This is a genomic window from Streptomyces sp. NBC_00576, assembly GCF_036345175.1.
In the GTDB taxonomy this organism is placed as follows: Bacteria; Actinomycetota; Actinomycetes; order Streptomycetales; family Streptomycetaceae; genus Streptomyces.
Map to the genome: position 1 here is coordinate 9104317 of NZ_CP107780.1, position 18965 is coordinate 9123281.

Here is an 18965-nt window from a genome sequence, read left to right on the forward strand (position 1 = left end):
CGCCCCGGGTGGCAACCCACGGCCCACCCGCGTCACGCCAAGAACCCCCGCAACAGCGCCGCCGTCCCCGAGCAGTGCTCCCGCATCATCTCCCGCGCGCCGTCCGCGTCCCCGTCGAGCACCGCGTCCACCAGCGCCGCGTGCTGGCGCTGCGAGTGCTCCAGGTTGCGTACCAGCAGCGGGATGCAGTCCAGCAGGTCGTTCACCTTCGCCCGTACCGCCGCGTACTGCGAGGTCAGCGTCGGGGAGCCGCACAGCTCGGCCAGCGTGAGGTGGAGCAGCGTGTCCAGGCGGCGATAGTCCGGCAGCGGCGCGTCCTGCGTACGCGCCAGCGCCTCCCGCAACCGGGCCGCCTGCTCGGGCGAGAGTCCGTGCTGCGCGCACAGGCCCGTCGCGCCCACCTCCAGTACCTCCCGGAAACGCAGCACATCTTCGATGTCGACCGCGCTGATCCGCCGCCGCAGCTCGTCCTCGCCGCCCGCGTCACCCCGGCGCAGCACGAACGTGCCGCCGTACCGGCCGCGCCGCGACTCCACGAGCCCCTGGTCCTGGAGCACCTTCAGCACCTCGCGCAGCGTCACCCGGCTGATCCCGAGCCGCTCCGCGAGTTCGCGCTCGGCGGGCAGCCGCTCGCCGCCCGGTACCAGGCCCAGCCGTACGACCTGCAAGATCTGTTCCAGCGCCTCCTCGAAACCGTTGCCCGCCCGCACGGGCCGCAGCACCGGCGTCAACCGGTCCTCCAAGCCGCTTTCAGCGTCCAGCGACATCTCGCCGTGCCCCCTTCCCAAGCAATGGTTCTCCGCAATACCTTATGGCTTCCGGCCCGGCCGAAAAAACGCGCAGAAGCCGAAGGAGCTTTCCCGTGGCAGACCGCACACCCCCGCTCGGCGTCGAGGAACTGCACGCCCTCGTCGCGAGCGGAGAGATCGACACTGTTGTCCTGGCCTTCCCCGACATGCAAGGGCGGCTCCAGGGCAAGCGGTTCGCCGCCCGCTTCTTCCTCGACGACGTCCTGGAGCACGGCACCGAAGGCTGCAACTACCTCCTCGCCGTCGACACCGAGATGAACACCGTCGACGGCTATGAAATGTCCTCCTGGGATCGGGGGTACGGCGACTTCGCCATGCATCCCGATCTGTCCACGCTGCGCCGCCTGCCCTGGAACGCAGGTACGGCGTTCCTGGTCGCCGACCTCGCCTGGAACGACGGGTCCCCGGTCGTCGCCGCGCCCCGCCAGGTCCTCCGCCGCCAGCTGGACCGGCTCGCCGAGCACGGTTTCAGCGCCAAGGTCGGTACGGAACTCGAGTTCATCGTCTTCAAGGACACCTACGAGCAGGCCTGGGACGCCAACTACCGCGGACTGACCCCGGCCAACCAGTACAACATCGACTACTCGGTACTCGGCACCGGCCGCATCGAGCCCCTGCTGCGCCGCATCCGGAACGAGATGACGGCCGCCGGACTGATCGTCGAGTCCGCCAAGGGCGAGTGCAATCCGGGCCAGCACGAGATCGCCTTCAAGTACGACGACGCCCTCGTCACCTGCGACCAGCACGCCGTCTACAAGACCGGCGCCAAGGAGATCGCCAGCCAGGAGGGCGTCTCGCTCACCTTCATGGCCAAGTACAACGAGCGCGAGGGCAACTCCTGCCACATCCATCTCTCGCTGGCCGACGCCGACGGCACGAACGTCATGGCCGGCACCGCGGCCGACCCCGGCGGTATGTCCGAGGTCATGCGGTACTTCCTCGCCGGGCAGCTCGCCGCCCTGCGGGACTTCTCACTCCTCTACGCGCCCAACATCAACTCGTACAAGAGATTCCAGCCGGGCTCCTTCGCGCCGACCGCCGTCGCCTGGGGCTACGACAACCGCACCTGCGCGCTGCGGATCGTCGGCCACGGCCGGTCCATGCGGTTCGAGAACCGGCTGCCCGGGGGTGACGTCAACCCGTACCTCGCGGTCGCCGGGCTCGTCGCCGCGGGGCTGTACGGCATCGAGCAGAAGCTGGAACTGCCCGAGGCGTGCGCGGGGAACGCGTACGCCGGTGAGTACGCACACGTCCCGACCACCCTGCGCGAGGCCGCCGAGCTGTGGGAGAACAGCCCCATCGCCAAGGCCGCCTTCGGCGACGAGGTGGTCGCCCACTACCGCAACATGGCCCGCGTCGAACTCGACGCCTTCGACGCCGCGGTGACCGACTGGGAGCTTCGCCGCTCCTTCGAACGCTTGTGAGAGGTCCTTTCTTGTCGTACGAGCATGAGCGCGAACTTACGTACGAGCGTGAGCTTCGCGTCCTGAACCCCGCCACCGAGGACGTCGTCGCCACCGTCCCCGCCGCCACCCGGGAGGACGTCGACGCAGCCGTCGTACGGGCCACACACGCACAGGCGCGCTGGGCGGCCCTCGCGCCCGCAGACCGCGCCCGCCTGCTGCGCCGCTTCGCGGCCACCGTCGACGAACACCTCGAAGAACTGGCCCAGTTGGAGGTGCGGGAGGCCGGGCACGTCATCGGCAACGCGCGCTGGGAAGCGGGCAACGTCCGCGATCTGCTCGACTACGCGGCGGGGGGAGTGGAGCGGCTGACCGGCCGGCAGATCCCGGTCGCCGGCGGCCTCGACATCACCATCCTCGAACCGCTCGGCGTCGTCGGCGTCATCGCGCCCTGGAACTTCCCCATGCCGATCGCCGCCTGGGGCACGGCTCCCGCGCTCGCCGCGGGCAACGCGGTGATCCTCAAGCCCGCCGAGACCACCCCCCTGACGGCCCTGCGCCTGGCCGAACTCGCCCTGGAAGCAGGCCTGCCGGCAGGCCTGTTCCAGGTGCTCCCCGGGCACGGTCCCGTCGCGGGAAACGCGCTCGTCGAACACCCGGGCGTCGCGAAGATCGTGTTCACCGGCTCGACAGGCGTGGGCAAGCAGGTGCTGGCGAAGGGGTCGGCGCTCCTCAAGCGCGTCACCCTCGAACTCGGCGGCAAGAGCCCCAACATCGTCTTCGCCGACTCGGACATCGAGGCCGCCGCGGCAGCCGCCCCCATGTCCTTCCTCGACAACTCCGGCCAGGACTGCTGCGCCCGCACCCGCATCCTCGTCCAGCGCTCCGTGTACGACCGCTTCCTCGGCCTCCTCGCCCCCGCCGTCGAGTCCGTCCTCGTCGGCGACCCGGCGGACGAGAAGACCCAGATGGGCCCGCTGATCTCCAGGGCCCAGCTGGACCGCGTACGCGGGTACGTCACCGACGACCTGGCCGGCATCCGGGGCGAGGCGCCCGCGGGCCCCGGATTCTGGTTCCCGCCCACCGTCCTCACCGACGTCGACCGGCACGCGCGCGTGGCCGTCGAGGAGGTCTTCGGCCCCGTCGCCGTTGTCCTCCCCTTCGACGACGAGGCGGACGCCGTGGCGCTCGCCAACGGCACCGACTACGGCCTCTCCGGCTCCATCTGGACCCGGGACGTCGGCCGCGCCCTGCGCGTCTCACAGGCCCTCCGGGCAGGCAACCTGTCCGTCAACTCGCACTCCAGCGTGCGCTATTCGACCCCCTTCGGCGGCTTCAAGCAGTCCGGGATCGGCCGCGAGCTCGGCCCGGACGCCCTCACCGCCTTCACCGAGACCAAGAACGTCTTCATCAGCACGGAAGGCCCCGCACAGTGACCCAGTCGACCGAAGAGAACATCTGCCGACGCCTGGTCGGCCGTACCGCCGTCATCACCGGTGCCGGCAGCGGCATCGGTCTCGCCACCGCGCGCAGGCTCGCCTCCGAGGGCGCACATGTCGTCTGCGGCGACGTCGACGAGACGCGCGGCAAGGCCGCCGCCGACGAGGTGGGCGGGATCTTCGTCAAGGTCGACGTCACCGACCCCGAGCAGGTCGAGGCGCTCTTCAAGACGGCGTACGACACCTACGGCAGCGTCGACATCGCGTTCAACAACGCCGGTATCTCGCCGCCCGACGACGACTCCATCCTGGACACCGGCCTGGAGGCCTGGAAGCGCGTCCAGGAGGTCAACCTCACCTCCGTCTTCCTGTGCTGCAAAGCCGCGATCCCTTACATGCGGCGCCAGGGCAAGGGCTCGATCATCAACACGGCCTCGTTCGTGGCGAGGATGGGCGCGGCCACCTCCCAGATCTCGTACACCGCGTCCAAGGGCGGCGTCCTCGCCATGACCCGTGAACTGGGCGTCCAGTTCGCCCGGGAGGGCATCCGCGTCAACGCCCTCTGCCCGGGGCCGGTCAACACGCCGCTCCTCCAGGAACTGTTCGCCAAGGACCCCGAGCGCGCCGCCCGCCGGCTCGTCCACATCCCCGTCGGACGGTTCGCCGAGGCCGACGAGATCGCCGCCGCCGTCGCCTTCCTGGCCAGCGACGACTCGTCCTTCGTCAACGCCACCGACTTCCTGGTCGACGGCGGCATCGCGGGCGCGTACGTCACCCCCGTGTAGTCGACAGCCGTACGTTTTCCGGAATTCGGGACCACGCACGGAGGCCGCCCCCGCCGCACCCCGGCGGGGGTGGGAGTTCTCGTCGCGGCGGTCGTCGCGGGCGTGTTGGCGAGCGCCGCGACGAGCGCCGTGACGGTGGGCTGCGGGCCGGTCGTGACGGGCCCGGTCAGCGGCGCGGGCAGTCATGAACGACACCTGTCGGACGCGATCACGGCAGGGCAGGGGGACGATCCGGGCAGAAGCCCCGGGAGCCGCGGACTGGTTCTCGTTCGGTGGGTGTCAACCCGTAGAGTGACGCTTCACGCAGGGAGGAGCCACCGCGCGCGGAGGTACGCGCCCGGATGGGTGCACGCCCGCGCGGGTATGTGTGCCCGGGACGGCCGCGTCCCGCGCCGCACGGACTCCGTCGGCCCTGCGCCGGTACGAAGGAAACGGGGGGTGCATGAGCACGGAAGCGCGCCGCGCCTCCATTCCCCCGCGCCCGGCCACACCTCCGTCACCGACCGAGCCGCCGGTCACGGACGGTACGGGCGAGACGACTGAGGATGCGCCGGGCCTGGCGGGTACGTCCGGTACGACAGGAATCGCCCCCAAGGGTGTGGCGACCGGCGACGCGGCGAGCACGTCCGGGCATACGCCCGGTGTGCCCCGGGTGCCGCCGCCTCCGTCGGACACCCGCGCGGGACGTGAAGACGGCACGAGGACGCCCGGTACGGCTTCGGAACCGGTGCCTTCCGGTTCGACGCCCCCCGGTGCACCGGCCGCCCCCGCGCCGACACCGAACCCGGCGAAGTTCGCTGCCCCGCCCCGCTTCCCGTACCTGCGTGCTCCCTCCCGCGAGGGCACCGACCCCATAGCCCCACCCCCGCCGCCCTCCTCGGCCCGGCTCCCCGACGCGCCGCCGGCAGGCCGTGCCCCGGCACCACCGCGCCCCCGGCCCGACCTGCCGCCGCGCCCGAGCCACCAGCCGCCCGTGGCGCCCTGGCGCCCGACCGTCCCCGCCGAGACCGAGTCGGAGACGACAAGGCGCCTGCGCAGGTTCCCACCGCCCGCCCCGCTCCGGCCGGGCGAGACGCCTCCCGGCCCGAACGGCAGACCGGGCATGGGCCGGCAAACGCGCTCCACCGCCGTGCCCCCCACCGCCCCCAAGGCCGGCCCGCGCACCCCGGACCAGCCCCTCGCCCCCACAGGCCGCCCGTACCTCCCGGACCCGCCCCAGGCACCGAGCAGCCGTCCGGGCACCCCCGCGATGCCCTCGGCGCCTGCCGATTCGCCGCGCTCCGAGAGCGCACCCTCCGCCCGCCACCCGTACCTCCCGGATTCGCCTCAGGCACCGAACGGCCGTCCGGGCACCGCCGCTATGCCTGCGGCGCCCGCTGATCCGCCGCGCTCCGCGAGTGCGTCCTCCGCGCCCGCAGGCCGTCCGTACCGCCCTGAACCGGCGCAGGCATCGGGCAGTCGTCCGGGTGCCCCGGCGATGCCCTCGGTGCCTGCCGATTCGCCGCGTCCCGCGAGCGCACCCTCCGCCCCCGCAGGCCGTCCGTACCTCCCAGACCCGCCCCAGGCGTCCAGCAGCCGGCCGGCCACTGCCGAGATGCCTCCGGCGCCCGCCCCGCCGCGTCCCGCAGGCGCGCCCTCCGTCCCCGCTCACGGCAGGCCCGATCCCGCGCTCTCCTGGAGCGCCCCCTACGGCGACGCCGGGGCCGTCGGTTCCGGGCGGCCTGTCGTCTCGCTGGCGCAGCCCGATGTGTACGGCCCTCGGACGTGGTCCCGTTCCTTCAGCGGGCGGGCGCTGCTGGCCGCCGCCTGTGCCGTGCTCGGGCTCGGGCTCATCGGCGGTGCGCTTACCGGGAGTTGGCTGACCGGGGACGAATCGGGGGACGCCGGTACGCGCACCGCGTTCACCGCGGCCGGGACCCTCTGGCACAGCGTCCCCGTGGACCAGCTCTTCCCGCCCACCGTCGAGGGCGACGGAGCCGGCCCCGGCGGCGCCGACCGGACCTGGACCCGGATCGCCGTCGCCCCGGACACCGGCTGCGCAGACGCCTTCGACCCGCTGCTGCGCCAGGCCCTCGCGCCCGTCGGCTGCCAGCGGCTCCTGCGCGCCACCTACACCGACGAGACCCAGAGTTACGTCACCACCGTCGGCCTGCTCTTCACCAAGGCCGACGTAGCCGCGATGAAAGCCCTGAGCACCCGCTTCAGCAACGAGAACCTCGACCGCCGTACCGACCTGATGCCCCGCCCCTACGCCGCGAAGAACACCGTCGCCGCCGACTTCACGGACGCCCAGCGCGCCTCCTGGACCATCTCCGTCCTCACCGACGCCCCCGTCGTCGCGTACGCCGTTTCCGGCTGGGCCGACGGCCGCAGAGTCGACACCCCGCAGCCCGCCGAGGAGGCCATGTCGCCCGGCGCCACCACTGCCCTCGCCCAGGCGGGCCTCGGCCACGAGGCGAAAGGCCTGGCCGACCGCGTCGAACGGGCCCTGCGCAAGACCGTCGGCTCGTCCGCGAAGCAGCCGTCATGACCCGCACCCGCACAGCCCGAAGCGGGCTCCTCGTCCTCCTCCTCGCCGGCTCCCTGACCCTCCTGCCCGCCACCACCGCGTACGCCGACAGCATCCGGGGCCAGCAGTGGGCACTGGACGCCATGCACACGCAGGAGGCCTGGCGGACGACCAAGGGCAAGGGCATCACCGTCGCGGTCCTCGACACCGGCGTCGAGGCCGATCACCCCGACCTCGTCGGCAACGTCCTCGAAGGCAAGGACATGGTCGGCTTCGGGGCGAGCCAGGGTGACCCGTACTGGGCCAAGCACGGCACCGCCATGGCCGGCATCATCGCCGGTCACGGACACGGCTACGACAACGGCGACGGCGTCCTGGGCATCGCGCCCCAGGCGAAGATCCTGCCCATCCGCGTGATCCTCGAAGACGGCGACTCGTCCCGCCGCAAGGCCCGCAACACCCGCGGCAACGCCCTTGCCGAAGGCATCCGCTGGGCCGCGGACCAGGGCGCCGACGTCATCAACCTCTCCCTCGGCGACGACTCCAAGTCCGCGCATCCCGAGCCCGCCGAGGACGAGGCCGTCCAGTACGCCCTCAGGAAGGGCGCCGTCGTCGTCGCCTCGGCCGGCAACGGAGGCGAGAAGGGCGACCACATTTCCTACCCGGCCGCCTATCCCGGCGTGATCGCCGCGACCGCCGTCGACAAGTACGGCACCCGCGCCTCCTTCTCCACCCGCCGCTGGTACGCCACAGTCAGCGCCCCCGGCGTCGACGTGGTCATCGCCGCCCCTGACCACCGCTACTACGAGGGCTGGGGCACGAGCGCCGCCGCCGCGTTCGTCTCCGGCGCCGTCGCCCTCATCAAGGCCGCCCACCCCGGGCTGACCCCGGCCCAGATCAAGAAGCTCCTGGAGGACACCGCCCGCAACGAACCGAACGGCGGCCGGGACGACTCCCGCGGCTTCGGCTTCATCGACCCCGCGGCGGCCATCGAGGCGGCAGGCAAGCTCAAGCCGGAAGAGCTCAAGTCGACCGCGTACGGCAAGGAGTACTTCGGCGCGGGCCCGGACCCGGTGCCCCAAGAGGACGACACCTCCAACTGGGCCGGCCCCGTGGCGGGCGGCCTCGGTGTCGCGCTCCTGCTCGCGGCGGTCCCGCTGTGGCGCGGACGCCGCAGGACCGTCGACCACCCCGCCTACGACTCGTACGACGACGACTTCTGAGCCCGGGCGGTGACCTGACGACCCGTCAGGACCGGTCGGCGGTACCGGACTCCGTGGCGAACACCGAGACCGCCGCCCGTGCCGCCGACTCCACCAGCGAAATCCCCTTCGCCTTCGTCGTGTTGCCGTTCGAGACCACCGCGACGAGGAACTCCCGCCCGTCCGCCGTCGTCACCCGGCCGACGCTGTTGATGTCCCACAGCCCGGTCGCCGTACGCGGCAACCACCCGTTCTTCAGGGCGAATCGGCCGCCTGCGGTACCCGTGGTGCGCACGGCACCCGCGGCCGACACCCCCCAGCCCTGATCCTCGGCTATGGAGCCCATCAGGCTCGCGAGATACGTCCGTGACGCCTCGCTCAGTTCCGAGGCGGCGCCGTTCTTTGCGAACACCTGCTGGAGCAGGGTGAGTTGATCGGCCGCCGTGGTCTGGGTCAGGCCCCACAGCATGCCCGTGCCGCCCTCGGTGTCCGTCAGTCCGAAGCGCTTGTTGGCGGCGGCGAGTCCCTCCGCCTTCCCGATCGCCGTCCAGAGAGCAGACGCCGAGGCGTTGTCACTGACCTCGATCATCGCGGTTGCGTACTGCTTCTCCTGCGCCGTGAGACCCCGGTTCTCGTCCTGCGCCTGGAGCAGCAGCGTCGCCAGAATGTCCACCTTGACGATGCTCGCCGTGTCGAACGTCCCGTCCCCGTAGGCGGCGTGGTCGCCCGACTCGACGTCGAGCACGGCCACGGACACCTCGGCCCCGTCCTCGGCCGCCGCGGTCACCGGCTTCATCGCCTCGGACAACAGCGTGTCAGGTTCCACCGTTGGATCCGCTTCCACCGTGGGGTCCGCGACGGGTTCCACCGACGCCTCCTCGCTCGCTCCGGCCGCCACGGGCGCTGCCGCCGCCGACGATACGCGGCCCACGTCCGCGTGAGCCTGTGCCTTCACATACGCGGTGCCCACGCCCGTACCGCCCATGACGACCGCGGAGGCGAGGACGATGTAGACGAGCGACCGGCGCCGGGGAGCTCTCTCAGAGGCCATGCCGTGATGCTGGTGGCCGTGACTGTGCGGTTGATTAGGCGAATGTTAGATCTGTGTCAGCGATGACTGAGAATCCCGTGAAACCGGTGAACGGCGGGTTTCCGGGGCGGCGAATGCCCAGGAGCGATCCCCCGATAGGGTCGGTCACCGTGGCGAACAAGAACATTCCCGACTCCGGCTTCCCCGACGACGACGGCAGTGCCGACCCCCGGCTGAGCGCCGCGCTGGCGGCCTGGGCCGAGGACCGCACCGCCGTCGGACCGGTGCTGGCCGCCCTCAAGGGGGCCCGACTGCTCGTTCCCGTCGTGGCTGTGCTCGGGGAGGTCGAGGAGGACGAGAACGGCCTTCGCCACGAGAAGACCAGCGACATGGCCGTACCGACCCTCAGGGCCGGCGACCGGACCGCCCTGCCGGCCTTCACTTCCACCGACTCGCTGGCCCGCTGGGACCGGGCCGCCCGCCCCGTCGCCGTACCCCTGCACCAGGCCATCCAGGCCGCCGTGCACGAGAAGGCGGACACGATCGTCCTCGACCTGGCCGGACCCGTGCCCTTCGAGCTGACCGGCTCCGCGCTGCGCGCGCTGGCCGAGGGGCGTACGACAGCCGATCCGCTCGCCGATCCCGCCGTGGTCGACGCCGTACGGGCCGTCGTGGCCGCCGAGCCCGCCGTGGTCCGCGCACATCTGGGCCCGGGACAGGCCGACGGCACCCTCGCACTCGTACTGGACCCGACCGCCACCCCGGCCGACGCCGCCCGCGCGGTCGCCGGGAGTCTCGCCGCCGACGAAACGCTGAGGGCCCGCCTGGTGCGTGGCCTCGACCTGGCACTCCTGCCGGCCGGAGCGACGCCGCCCGGCGAGCCCCTTTACGTGCGTTCCTGAGGACAGTGCGTGGGGATCGAACTGGAGCTGCATTCGGAGCGACCCGCACGCAAGGGGTCGTCCCGGGAGACGCTGCTGCGAGGCTCCTATGAGCACGGTGAAGCGTTGGCGAGGGCGCTGAGCGCGCTCGACCGACACGGCCCGGGCAAGCTGGGCTGGGTCGATCCCTACGGCGACACGCTGTTCAACGAGCAGGAAGCCCAAGCTGCCCGTCAGGAAGCCGACGCTCTGACACGGCGGTGTGCCGACGAGCAGCAGAGGGCAGCACTGCTTGACCTTGCCGGGCTTCTCGAAGAGTGTGCCGCGACGCCGGGCAGTTACCTGTGGTTCATGGGTGACTGACTGATGGGCCGAATGAATGTGCCCGGTCTGCGACCTAGCCGTAGACCGGACCCGTGTACTTCTCTCCGGGGCCCTGGCCCGGCTCGTCCCGGACGAGGGACGCCTCACGGAACGCCAGCTGGAGCGACTTCAGGCCGTCGCGCAGCGGGGCCGCGTGGAAGGAGCTGATCTCCGTCGTGCTCGCGTCGAGCAGGCCGGCGAGGGCGTGCACCAGCTTGCGGGCCTCGTCCAGGTCCTTGTACTTGTCGCCCTCGTCGGTCAGGCCGAGCTTCACGGCGGCGGCGCTCATCAGGTTCACGGCGACCGTCACGATCACCTCGACCGCCGGGACCTCGGCGATGTCGCGGGTCATGGCGTCGAAGTCGGCACCCTGGGAAGTATTGTCGGCGCTCTGGGGAGGGGTCTCACTCATGCCCCACACGATAGGCCCAGCCCCATCAGGACCGGGGCGCGGGAGCCGTGTGCCCACGAGTTAGCACCGACCCCCCTCCTGGTGTTAACCTTTTGGAACGACCGGCTGGACATTTACGTGCCCGGCCCACAAGTGGAGGCTCCGATCTCCCACCCGACCATCCTCACGGACGGCGGGTCACCCGGTCAGGCGGCCACCATCGTTCCGTACGGACGATGGAGTCGCCCGATGTGCGCCCCGCGGTTGACCGCGGCGGTGCTCCGGTATTCCTTTGGAGCCCCGCCTGTGTCCCGTCGGGGCATTTTTCATGTGCCCCGGTAGTTGGTCTGAATTGTCATCAGAGACATACGCGGCTGTCCGCCAGACCGCCGTGTGGTGCTACCGAGGAGGATCCATCAGCACCGAGCCCCGCATCAACGACCGGATTCGCGTTCCCGAAGTGCGACTTGTCGGTCCCAGCGGCGAGCAGGTCGGGATTGTTCCGCTTGCCAAGGCCCTGGAGCTTGCGCAGGAGTACGACCTCGACCTGGTCGAGGTGGCGGCGAGCGCACGCCCGCCGGTCTGCAAGCTCATGGACTACGGGAAGTTCAAGTACGAGTCGGCCATGAAGGCCCGTGAGGCGCGCAAGAACCAGGCGCACACGGTCATCAAGGAAATGAAGCTCCGGCCGAAGATCGACCCGCACGACTACGACACCAAAAAGGGTCACGTCGTCCGGTTCCTCAAGCAGGGCGACAAGGTCAAGATCACGATCATGTTCCGTGGTCGCGAGCAGTCCCGGCCCGAGCTGGGCTACCGACTGCTGCAGCGGCTCGCCTCGGACGTCGAGGACCTCGGGTTCATCGAGTCGAACCCGAAGCAGGACGGCCGGAACATGATCATGGTTCTCGGTCCGCACAAGAAGAAGACCGAGGCGATGGCCGAGGCCCGTGAGGCCCAGGCGGCTCGCAAGGCGGAAGCGAAGGCCAACCCGGGCAAGTCGCAGAACGCCGCGGAGAGCGACGAAGTCGACGAGGACATGGTCGACGACGTGGACATTGCCGAGGAGACCGCCGAGGCTCCGGCCGAGGCATCCGCCGAGGTCTGATACCGGGGCTCACGCCCTGGGATGCCAACCCATACACATGACGTTCCACTGTGCCCGGTTTAACGGCCGGGCATCGGAACGCCACTGACGAGGAGAGAACGGCGCTATGCCGAAGAACAAGTCGCACAGCGGTGCCAGCAAGCGCTTCAAGATCACCGGCTCCGGCAAGGTGCTCCGCGAGCGTGCCGGCAAGCGCCACCTGCTCGAGCACAAGTCGTCCCGCGTGACGCGGCGCCTCACCGGCAACGCCGAGATGGCCCCGGGCGACGCCAAGAAGATCAAGAAGCTTCTCGGCAAGTGACGTACCGGCGCCTGTGCGCCGCACGTACGTCTGAAGACCGGGACCCCATCGAAATCGGGCCGTGTGACGACAACCACGGCCCCGCTGCAAGGAGTAACAAGTGGCACGCGTCAAGCGGGCAGTAAACGCACACAAGAAGCGCCGGGCGATCCTCGAGGCCGCCAAGGGCTACCGCGGTCAGCGTTCGCGCCTGTACCGCAAGGCCAAGGAGCAGGTCACCCACTCCCTGGTCTACAACTACAACGACCGTAAGAAGCGCAAGGGCGACTTCCGTCGGCTGTGGATCCAGCGCATCAACGCCGCTGCCCGCGCCAACGGCATCACCTACAACCGCTTCATCCAGGGTCTGAACGCCGCGAACATCGAGGTCGACCGCAAGATCCTGGCCGAGCTCGCCGTCAACGACGCGGGCGCGTTCGCCGCGCTCGTCGAGGTCGCGCAGAAGGCCCTGCCGTCGGACGTCAACGCGCCCAAGGCTGCGTGACGCTCGCGCTGGCCTGAGCCTCGTGTGATGTGACCCGGACCCGCAGGTGCGCTTGCCGCCTGCGGGTCCGGGCGTTTTTGGGTGCGTTGTCGGGTGCGGGTCCGGTGGGGCTTCTCGCGCCCCGCGGCGGAGCCGCAGATGTCACAGCCCCGCGCCCCTGAAAAGCAGGGGCTGCGCCCGTGCTTTTCGGCCCGCAGGGGCCGTGTCTTTTAGGGGCGCGGGGAACTGCGCGACCAGCCCCCACCGGACCCGCACCCGGCAACGAACCGAACTCTCGAAAAGGTGACCCATGCCCGCCGCCCCCGAGTTGATCTCCCCGCGTTCCGCCCGCGTCCTGGCCGCGCGGCGGCTCGCGAAGCGGAACTTCCGGGGCAAGGACCGGCTGTTCCTCGCAGAGGGGCCGCAGGCCGTGCGGGAGGCGGCCGGGCACGCGGACACTCTGGTCGAACTGTTCGCGACCGTCGACGCCGCGGAGCGGTACGCCGACATCATCGGGGAGGCCCGCGGCGCCGGTGCCCGCGTGCACCTCGCCGACGAGGACGTCATCGCCGACATCTCCACCACGGTCACCCCGCAGGGCCTCGTCGGGATCTGCCGGTTCCTCGACACGCCGTTCGAGGACATCCTCAAGGCCCGGCCCCGGCTCGTCGCCGTCCTTGCGAACGTACGCGACCCCGGGAACGCCGGCACAGTCCTGCGGTGCGCGGACGCCGCCGGCGCCGAGGCCGTCGTCCTCACCGACGCCTCCGTGGATCTCTACAACCCGAAGGCCGTACGGGCGTCCGTGGGCTCCCTGTTCCATCTGCCGGTGGCCGTCGGGGTGCCCGTCGAAGAGGTCGTGGCCGGGCTCAGGGACGCCGGCGTACGGATTCTCGCCGCCGACGGCGCGGGCACGGACGACCTCGACGACGAGCTGGACAAGGGGACCATGGGCGGGCCCACCGCCTGGGTGTTCGGGAACGAGGCCTGGGGGCTTCCGGAGGAGACGCGCACGCTGGCCGACGCCGTCGTGCGCGTTCCGATCCATGGAAAGGCGGAAAGCCTGAACCTGGCGACCGCCGCCGCCGTATGTCTCTACGCGTCCGCCCGTGCACAGCGCGCCTCCGGAGGGTGCCGCTCCGTCACCCAGAGCTAGTAGGGTGACGGGCTCGGGGGCCCACTGCGCGAGTACGAGAGGTGGGGTACGGGGATGACTGTCGGCACGAGCGGAACCCTGGGGGCGCGGGAATTGCGGAGCGAACCCGCCTCCCGGCACGGTGATCCCGCCGGGCCCGGGCCCGGAGCGGGATTCGGAGCGGAGCTGGGCATCGACCCGGACGACCTGCCCGACGGACTCGTCGTCGCCGACGAACACGGCCGGGTGATCTGCTTCAACGCCGCCGCGCAGCGCATCACCACCGTCCCAGCCGCCGACGCCCTGGGCCTGCGGCTCGAACGGGCCCTACCGTTAGAAGACCTCGAAGGACGCCGCTGGTGGCAGCTCACCGACCCGTACGGGGGGCTCGCGATCAGGAACGGCCAGCCCGAGCGGAACCTGCTGCTGCCCGGCGGACGCGAAGTGCTCGTCTCGGCGCGCTATCTCCGTACGCACCCCACCGGACCGATCCGCCGGGTCGTCGTCTCCCTGCGTGACACCGAGGCCCGCCGTCGCACCGAGCGCAGCCACGCCGAGCTGATCGCCACCGTCGCCCACGAACTGCGTTCGCCGCTCACCTCCGTCAAGGGCTTCACCGCGACCCTGCTCGCGAAGTGGGAACGGTTCACCGACGACCAGAAGAAGCTGATGCTGGAGACCGTCGACGCCGACGCCAACCGCGTCACCCGGCTGATCGCCGAACTGCTCGACATCTCGCGCATCGACTCCGGACGGCTCGAAGTGCGCCGCCAGCCCGTCGACATGGGCGCGGCCGTCGGACGTCACATCCAGGCGTACGTGGCCGCGGGCCAGCCAGCCGACCGGTTCCTGCTCCGGATAGAGCAGCCCCTGCCGGCGCTGTGGGCCGATCCCGACAAGGTCGACCAGGTGCTCAGCAACCTGCTGGAAAATGCGGTGCGCCACGGCGAGGGAACCGTCACCATCGAGGTCACGGCCGCGCTGTCCCCTCGCGAGGAGGAAGCCGACCAGAACACCGCCACGTCGGTCACGGTGAGCGACGAAGGGCCCGGCATCCCGGAGGAGTCCATGAACCGCGTCTTCACCCGCTTCTGGCGGGGCAGCAAGCGCGGCGGCACCGGCCTCGGGCTGTACATCGTCAAGGGCATCGTCGAGGCCCACGGCGGCTCCATCACGGTCGGCCGCGCTCCCGCCGGCGGCGCCGAGTTCCGATTTATGCTGCCCGTGAGCACCCCGGCGTACCTGCAGTAACGCCGACGAGGGCCCACGGGCGCGTTCGCACACCTCACCCCCGTTAGACTCGGCCTTTGGCACCTTTGCGTCCCTCTCTGTGGACCATTCGTCTCCGAGCCGTAGACGGGGACCATCCGCCAGCCAACCGGAAGCACGGGAAGAGATGTCGGCACCGAACAAGTCGTACGACCCTGTAGAGGTCGAGGCCCTGAAACCGGAAGAGATCGAGCGCATGCGGGACGAGGCGCTCGCCGCCTTCGCCGCCGCGGACTCCCTCGACGCTCTCCAGGAGGCCAAGGTCGCCCACACCGGCGGCACCTCACCGCTGGCCCTCGCCAACCGCGAGATCGGCGCGCTGCCCCCGCAGGCCAAGGCCGCCGCAGGCAAGCTCGTCGGCCAGGCCCGGGGCGCCGTCAGCAAGGCGCTCGCCGCCCGCCAGACCGAGCTGGAGGCCGACCGGGACGCCCGCGTGCTGGTCGAGGAGGCGGTGGACGTCACACTGCCCCACGACCGGGTACCGGCCGGCGCCCGCCACCCGCTGACCACGTTCATGGAGCGCGTCGCGGACGTCTTCGTCTCCATGGGGTACGAGGTCGCCGAGGGCCCCGAGGTCGAGGCGGAGTGGTTCAACTTCGACGCCCTGAACTTCACCCCGGACCACCCGGCCCGGCAGATGCAGGACACCTTCTTCGTCGAGGGCCCCAAGGGGACAGAAGGCGACGAGTCCGGTGTCGTGCTCCGTACGCACACCTCGCCCGTACAGGCCCGCTCGATGCTCGACCGCGAGCCGCCGGTCTACATCGTGTGCCCCGGCCGCGTGTACCGCACGGACGAGCTGGACGCCACGCACACCCCCGTCTTCCACCAGATCGAGCTTCTGGCGATCGACGAGGGCCTGACCATGGCCGATCTCAAGGGCACCATGGACCACATGGTCCAGTCGCTCTTCGGCTCGGACATGAAGACGCGGCTGCGGCCCAACTACTTCCCCTTCACCGAGCCGTCCGCCGAGATGGACATGCTCTGCTACGTCTGCAAGGGCACGTCCGTCGGCAACCCCGACCGTCCCTGCCGGACCTGCTCCAGCGAGGGCTGGATCGAGCTCGGCGGCTGCGGCATGGTCAACCCGCGCGTGCTCGTCGCGTGCGGCGTCGACCCCGAGAAGTACAGCGGATTCGCCTTCGGGTTCGGCATCGAGCGGATGCTGATGTTCCGCCACAACGTCGAAGACATGCGAGACATGGTCGAGGGCGACGTCCGGTTCACCCGGCCGTTCGGGATGGAGATCTGATGCGGGTCCCGCTTTCTTGGCTGCGGGAGTACGTCGACCTGCCGGCGACTCAGACCGGCCGGGACGTCCAGGAGAAGCTCATCACGGTGGGCCTCGAGGTCGAGACCGTCGAGCAGGTCGGCGCCGGCCTCAAGGGCCCCCTGGTCGTCGGCCAGGTGCTGACCATCGAGGAGCTGGAGGGCTTCAAGAAGCCGATCCGCTTCTGCACGGTCGACGTCGGCACCGCCAACGGCACCGGTGAGCCCCAGGAGATCGTCTGCGGCGCCCGCAACTTCGCCGTCGGCGACAAGGTCGTCGTGGTCCTCCCGGGCGCAGTCCTGCCCGGCGACTTCGCGATCGCCGCCCGCAAGACGTACGGCCACACCTCCCACGGCATGATCTGTTCCGGCGACGAGCTGGGCATGGGCGACGACGGCAGCGGCGGCATCATCGTCCTGTCGCCGGAGTACGAGGTCGGCACCGACGCGATCGAGCTGCTCCAGCTCGTCGACGAGGTCCTCGACATCGCCGTCACACCCGACCGCGGGTACGCCCTCTCGCTGCGCGGCATCGCCCGCGAGACCGCCATCGCCTACGGACTGCCGCTGCGCGACCCGGCCCTGCTCGACGTACCGGCCCCGAACGCGTACGGCTACCCGGTCGAGGTCTCCGACCCGTTCGCCTGCGACCGCTTCACCGCCCGCACGGTGACCGGTCTCGACCCGGACGCGCACTCCCCGATCTGGCTCAGGCGCCGCCTCCAGAAGGCGGGCATGCGCCCGATCTCGCTCGCCGTCGACATCACCAACTACGTGATGCTGGAGCTGGGCCAGCCCCTGCACGCGTACGACCGTTCCCGTGTCCAGGGTGCGATCGGTGTGCGCCGGGCCGAGCCGGGGGAGAAGCTCACCACCCTCGACGGTGTCACGCGCACGCTGGACGCCGAGGACCTGCTCATCACCGACGACCGGGGCGCCATCGGCCTCGCGGGTGTCATGGGCGGCGCCAACACCGAGATCGACGACACCGAGGGCACCACCACCGAGGTCGTCATCGAGGCCGCCCACTTCGACGCGATCACCATCGCGCGCACGGCCCGCCGCCACAAGCTGGCCTCCGAGGCGTCCAAGCGCTTCGAGCGCGGTGTCGACCCGCAGGCCGCCTCGGCGGCCGCCCAGCGCACGGTCGACCTCCTGGTCCTCCTCGCCGGCGGCACCGCCGACGCGGGCGTCACCGAGGTCATCTCGCCGTCCGCACCGCGCACGATCTCGATCCCGGCGAACCACCCTGACAAGGTCGCGGGCGTCGAGTACGGCCGCGAGACCGTCGTACGCCGTCTCCAGGAGGTCGGCTGCGACGTGTACGGGCAGGACGAGCTGATCGTCACCGTCCCGTCCTGGCGCCCGGACATGACGGACCCGAACGACCTCGCCGAAGAGGTCATCCGCCTGGAGGGCTACGAGAACCTGCCCTCCACCCTGCCCAAGCCCCCCGCGGGCCGCGGCCTCACCGACCGGCAGCGACTGCACCGCCGCGTCGGCCGGGCACTGGCCGGGGCCGGCTATGTCGAGGCGCTGAACTACCCGTTCATCGGCGAGCACGTCTTCGACCAGCTCGGCCTGGCCGCCGACGACCCGAAGCGCAAGGTCGTCAAGCTGGCCAACCCGCTCTCCGACGAGGAGCCCGCACTCCGTACGACGCTGCTGCCGGGCCTGCTCCAGGCGCTGCGTCGCAATGACGGGCGGGGCAGCCACGACCTGGCCCTGTTCGAGACAGGGCTGGTCTTCCATCCCCAGGACGAGCTGCTGATCGCCGGGCGTCTGCCGGTCGACCGGCGTCCCACGGACGAGGAGGTCGCGTCGTTGACGGCCGCGCTCCCCGTCCAGCCCCGGCACGCCGCCGTCGTCCTCGCGGGCGCCCGCGAGCAGGCCGGCTGGTGGGGCAAGGGCCGCCCGGCCGACTGGGCCGACGCGATCGAGGCGGCACGGAGCCTGGCCCACGAGGCCGGCACCGAACTCCTCGTCCGCGCGGGCCAGTACGGCCCGTGGCATCCCGGCCGCTGCGCCGAGCTGGCAGTGGTCGTGGACGGTTCGGAGCAGGTCATCGGGTACGCCGGTGAGCTGCACCCCCGGGTACTGAAGGCACTGGGCCTGCCCGCGCGTACCTGTGCGATGGAGCTGAACCTGGACGAGCTGGAGGCGGCGAGTTCGGGTGTGCCCAAGGGCCCGAAGATCTCGACGTTCCCGGTGGCCACGCAGGATGTCGCTCTCGTCGTTGCGCGCGAGGTTCCGCACGCGGACGTCGAGGCGGCGCTGCGGGAGGGTGCGGGGGTGCTTTTGGAGTCCATTCGGTTGTTCGATGTGTACGAGAGTGGTGAGCAACTGGGGGAGGGGCGGAAGTCTCTTGCCTATGCGTTGCGGTTCCGGGCGGCTGACCGGACGCTGACCGTCGATGAGGCTTCTGCTGCGCGGGATGCGGCTGTTGCTCTCGCGGGGGAGCGAACCGGGGCGGTGTTGAGGAGCTAGGTCTGTTGGGGAATTGCGGGTCGTTGTTCGACTGCGGGTCCGTTGTGGCTGGTCGCGCAGTTCCCCCCACCACCCATCGGTCACTTCACTCCTTCGGGTGACAAGTTGGGGCGATCTG

The 18965-nt window shown here is 70.9% G+C and carries 17 protein-coding genes; 14 read left to right on the forward strand and 3 right to left on the reverse strand.

The genetic code is table 11. From position 1 onward, the window contains the following. Positions 1-32: 32 nt before the first annotated feature. The gene (locus OG734_RS39685) at positions 33-767 is read right to left on the reverse strand and encodes a FadR/GntR family transcriptional regulator (RefSeq protein ID WP_330292247.1); all 735 of its coding nucleotides are present in this window, start codon (positions 765-767) and stop codon (positions 33-35) included. 95 nt (positions 768-862) lie between these two features. Here OG734_RS39685 and OG734_RS39690 point away from each other — a divergent pair, with 95 nt between their 5' ends. The 5 genes from OG734_RS39690 (at position 863) to mycP (ending at position 8168) form a co-directional block, all read left to right on the forward strand. Further along, positions 863-2233, forward strand: a complete 1371-nt coding sequence (locus OG734_RS39690) for a glutamine synthetase family protein (RefSeq protein WP_330292248.1) — start codon at positions 863-865, stop codon at positions 2231-2233. A gap of 11 nt (positions 2234-2244) precedes the next feature. Further along, positions 2245-3648, forward strand: coding sequence for an aldehyde dehydrogenase family protein (locus OG734_RS39695; RefSeq protein ID WP_330292249.1), 1404 nt, complete (start codon positions 2245-2247; stop codon positions 3646-3648). After that, positions 3645-4436 carry a 3-oxoacyl-ACP reductase gene (locus OG734_RS39700; RefSeq protein ID WP_307631302.1) on the forward strand — a complete coding sequence of 264 codons (792 nt, stop codon included), beginning with the start codon at positions 3645-3647 and terminating at the stop codon, positions 4434-4436. The genes OG734_RS39695 and OG734_RS39700 overlap by 4 nt, the downstream gene beginning before the upstream one ends. Before the next feature lie 442 nt (positions 4437-4878). Further along, the gene (locus OG734_RS39705; RefSeq protein WP_330292250.1) at positions 4879-6966 is read left to right on the forward strand and encodes a hypothetical protein; all 2088 of its coding nucleotides are present in this window, start codon (positions 4879-4881) and stop codon (positions 6964-6966) included. Next, positions 6963-8168, forward strand: a complete 1206-nt coding sequence (gene mycP, locus OG734_RS39710) for a type VII secretion-associated serine protease mycosin (RefSeq protein ID WP_330292251.1) — start codon at positions 6963-6965, stop codon at positions 8166-8168. The genes OG734_RS39705 and mycP overlap by 4 nt, the downstream gene beginning before the upstream one ends. Before the next feature lie 25 nt (positions 8169-8193). On the opposite strand, the gene OG734_RS39715 is transcribed toward mycP, so the two are convergent. Next, positions 8194-9198 (reverse strand): serine hydrolase, encoded by a 1005-nt coding sequence (locus OG734_RS39715; protein ID WP_330292252.1) that lies wholly within the window; start codon positions 9196-9198, stop codon positions 8194-8196. A 149-nt stretch (positions 9199-9347) separates the two neighbouring features. Here OG734_RS39715 and OG734_RS39720 point away from each other — a divergent pair, with 149 nt between their 5' ends. Then, complete coding sequence (locus OG734_RS39720) at positions 9348-10079, forward strand: SseB family protein (RefSeq protein WP_330292253.1); 732 nt, start codon at positions 9348-9350, stop codon at positions 10077-10079. A gap of 9 nt (positions 10080-10088) precedes the next feature. Next, positions 10089-10421: a hypothetical protein gene (locus tag OG734_RS39725; RefSeq protein ID WP_330292254.1), complete on the forward strand. Its 333-nt coding sequence runs from the start codon at positions 10089-10091 to the stop codon at positions 10419-10421. A gap of 34 nt (positions 10422-10455) precedes the next feature. Here the strand turns inward: OG734_RS39725 and OG734_RS39730 are convergent, their stop codons facing one another. After that, positions 10456-10833 carry a DUF1844 domain-containing protein gene (locus OG734_RS39730; RefSeq protein ID WP_330292255.1) on the reverse strand — a complete coding sequence of 126 codons (378 nt, stop codon included), beginning with the start codon at positions 10831-10833 and terminating at the stop codon, positions 10456-10458. A gap of 370 nt (positions 10834-11203) precedes the next feature. Between OG734_RS39730 and infC the strand changes: the two genes are divergently transcribed. The 7 genes from infC to pheT all read left to right on the forward strand — a co-directional run bounded on the left by infC (position 11204) and on the right by pheT (position 18847). Further along, complete coding sequence (infC, locus tag OG734_RS39735) at positions 11204-11920, forward strand: translation initiation factor IF-3 (RefSeq protein ID WP_330293953.1); 717 nt, start codon at positions 11204-11206, stop codon at positions 11918-11920. A gap of 106 nt (positions 11921-12026) precedes the next feature. Continuing rightward, positions 12027-12221: a 50S ribosomal protein L35 gene (gene rpmI / locus OG734_RS39740; RefSeq protein WP_019065473.1), complete on the forward strand. Its 195-nt coding sequence runs from the start codon at positions 12027-12029 to the stop codon at positions 12219-12221. A gap of 100 nt (positions 12222-12321) precedes the next feature. Continuing rightward, a complete protein-coding gene (gene rplT, locus OG734_RS39745; RefSeq protein ID WP_019065472.1) occupies positions 12322-12705 on the forward strand; it encodes a 50S ribosomal protein L20 in 384 nt (127 codons plus the stop codon). A 289-nt stretch (positions 12706-12994) separates the two neighbouring features. Then, positions 12995-13840 (forward strand): TrmH family RNA methyltransferase, encoded by an 846-nt coding sequence (locus OG734_RS39750; RefSeq protein ID WP_330292256.1) that lies wholly within the window; start codon positions 12995-12997, stop codon positions 13838-13840. A 54-nt stretch (positions 13841-13894) separates the two neighbouring features. Continuing rightward, on the forward strand, positions 13895-15070 hold the full coding sequence (locus OG734_RS39755) for a sensor histidine kinase (protein ID WP_330292257.1): 1176 nt from the start codon (positions 13895-13897) through the stop codon (positions 15068-15070). A gap of 145 nt (positions 15071-15215) precedes the next feature. Continuing rightward, entirely contained in the window at positions 15216-16343 is a 1128-nt protein-coding gene (pheS, locus tag OG734_RS39760) for a phenylalanine--tRNA ligase subunit alpha (RefSeq protein ID WP_330292258.1), read from the forward strand. Beyond that, the gene (gene pheT / locus OG734_RS39765) at positions 16343-18847 is read left to right on the forward strand and encodes a phenylalanine--tRNA ligase subunit beta (RefSeq protein WP_330292259.1); all 2505 of its coding nucleotides are present in this window, start codon (positions 16343-16345) and stop codon (positions 18845-18847) included. The genes pheS and pheT overlap by 1 nt, the downstream gene beginning before the upstream one ends. Positions 18848-18965 lie beyond the last annotated feature (118 nt).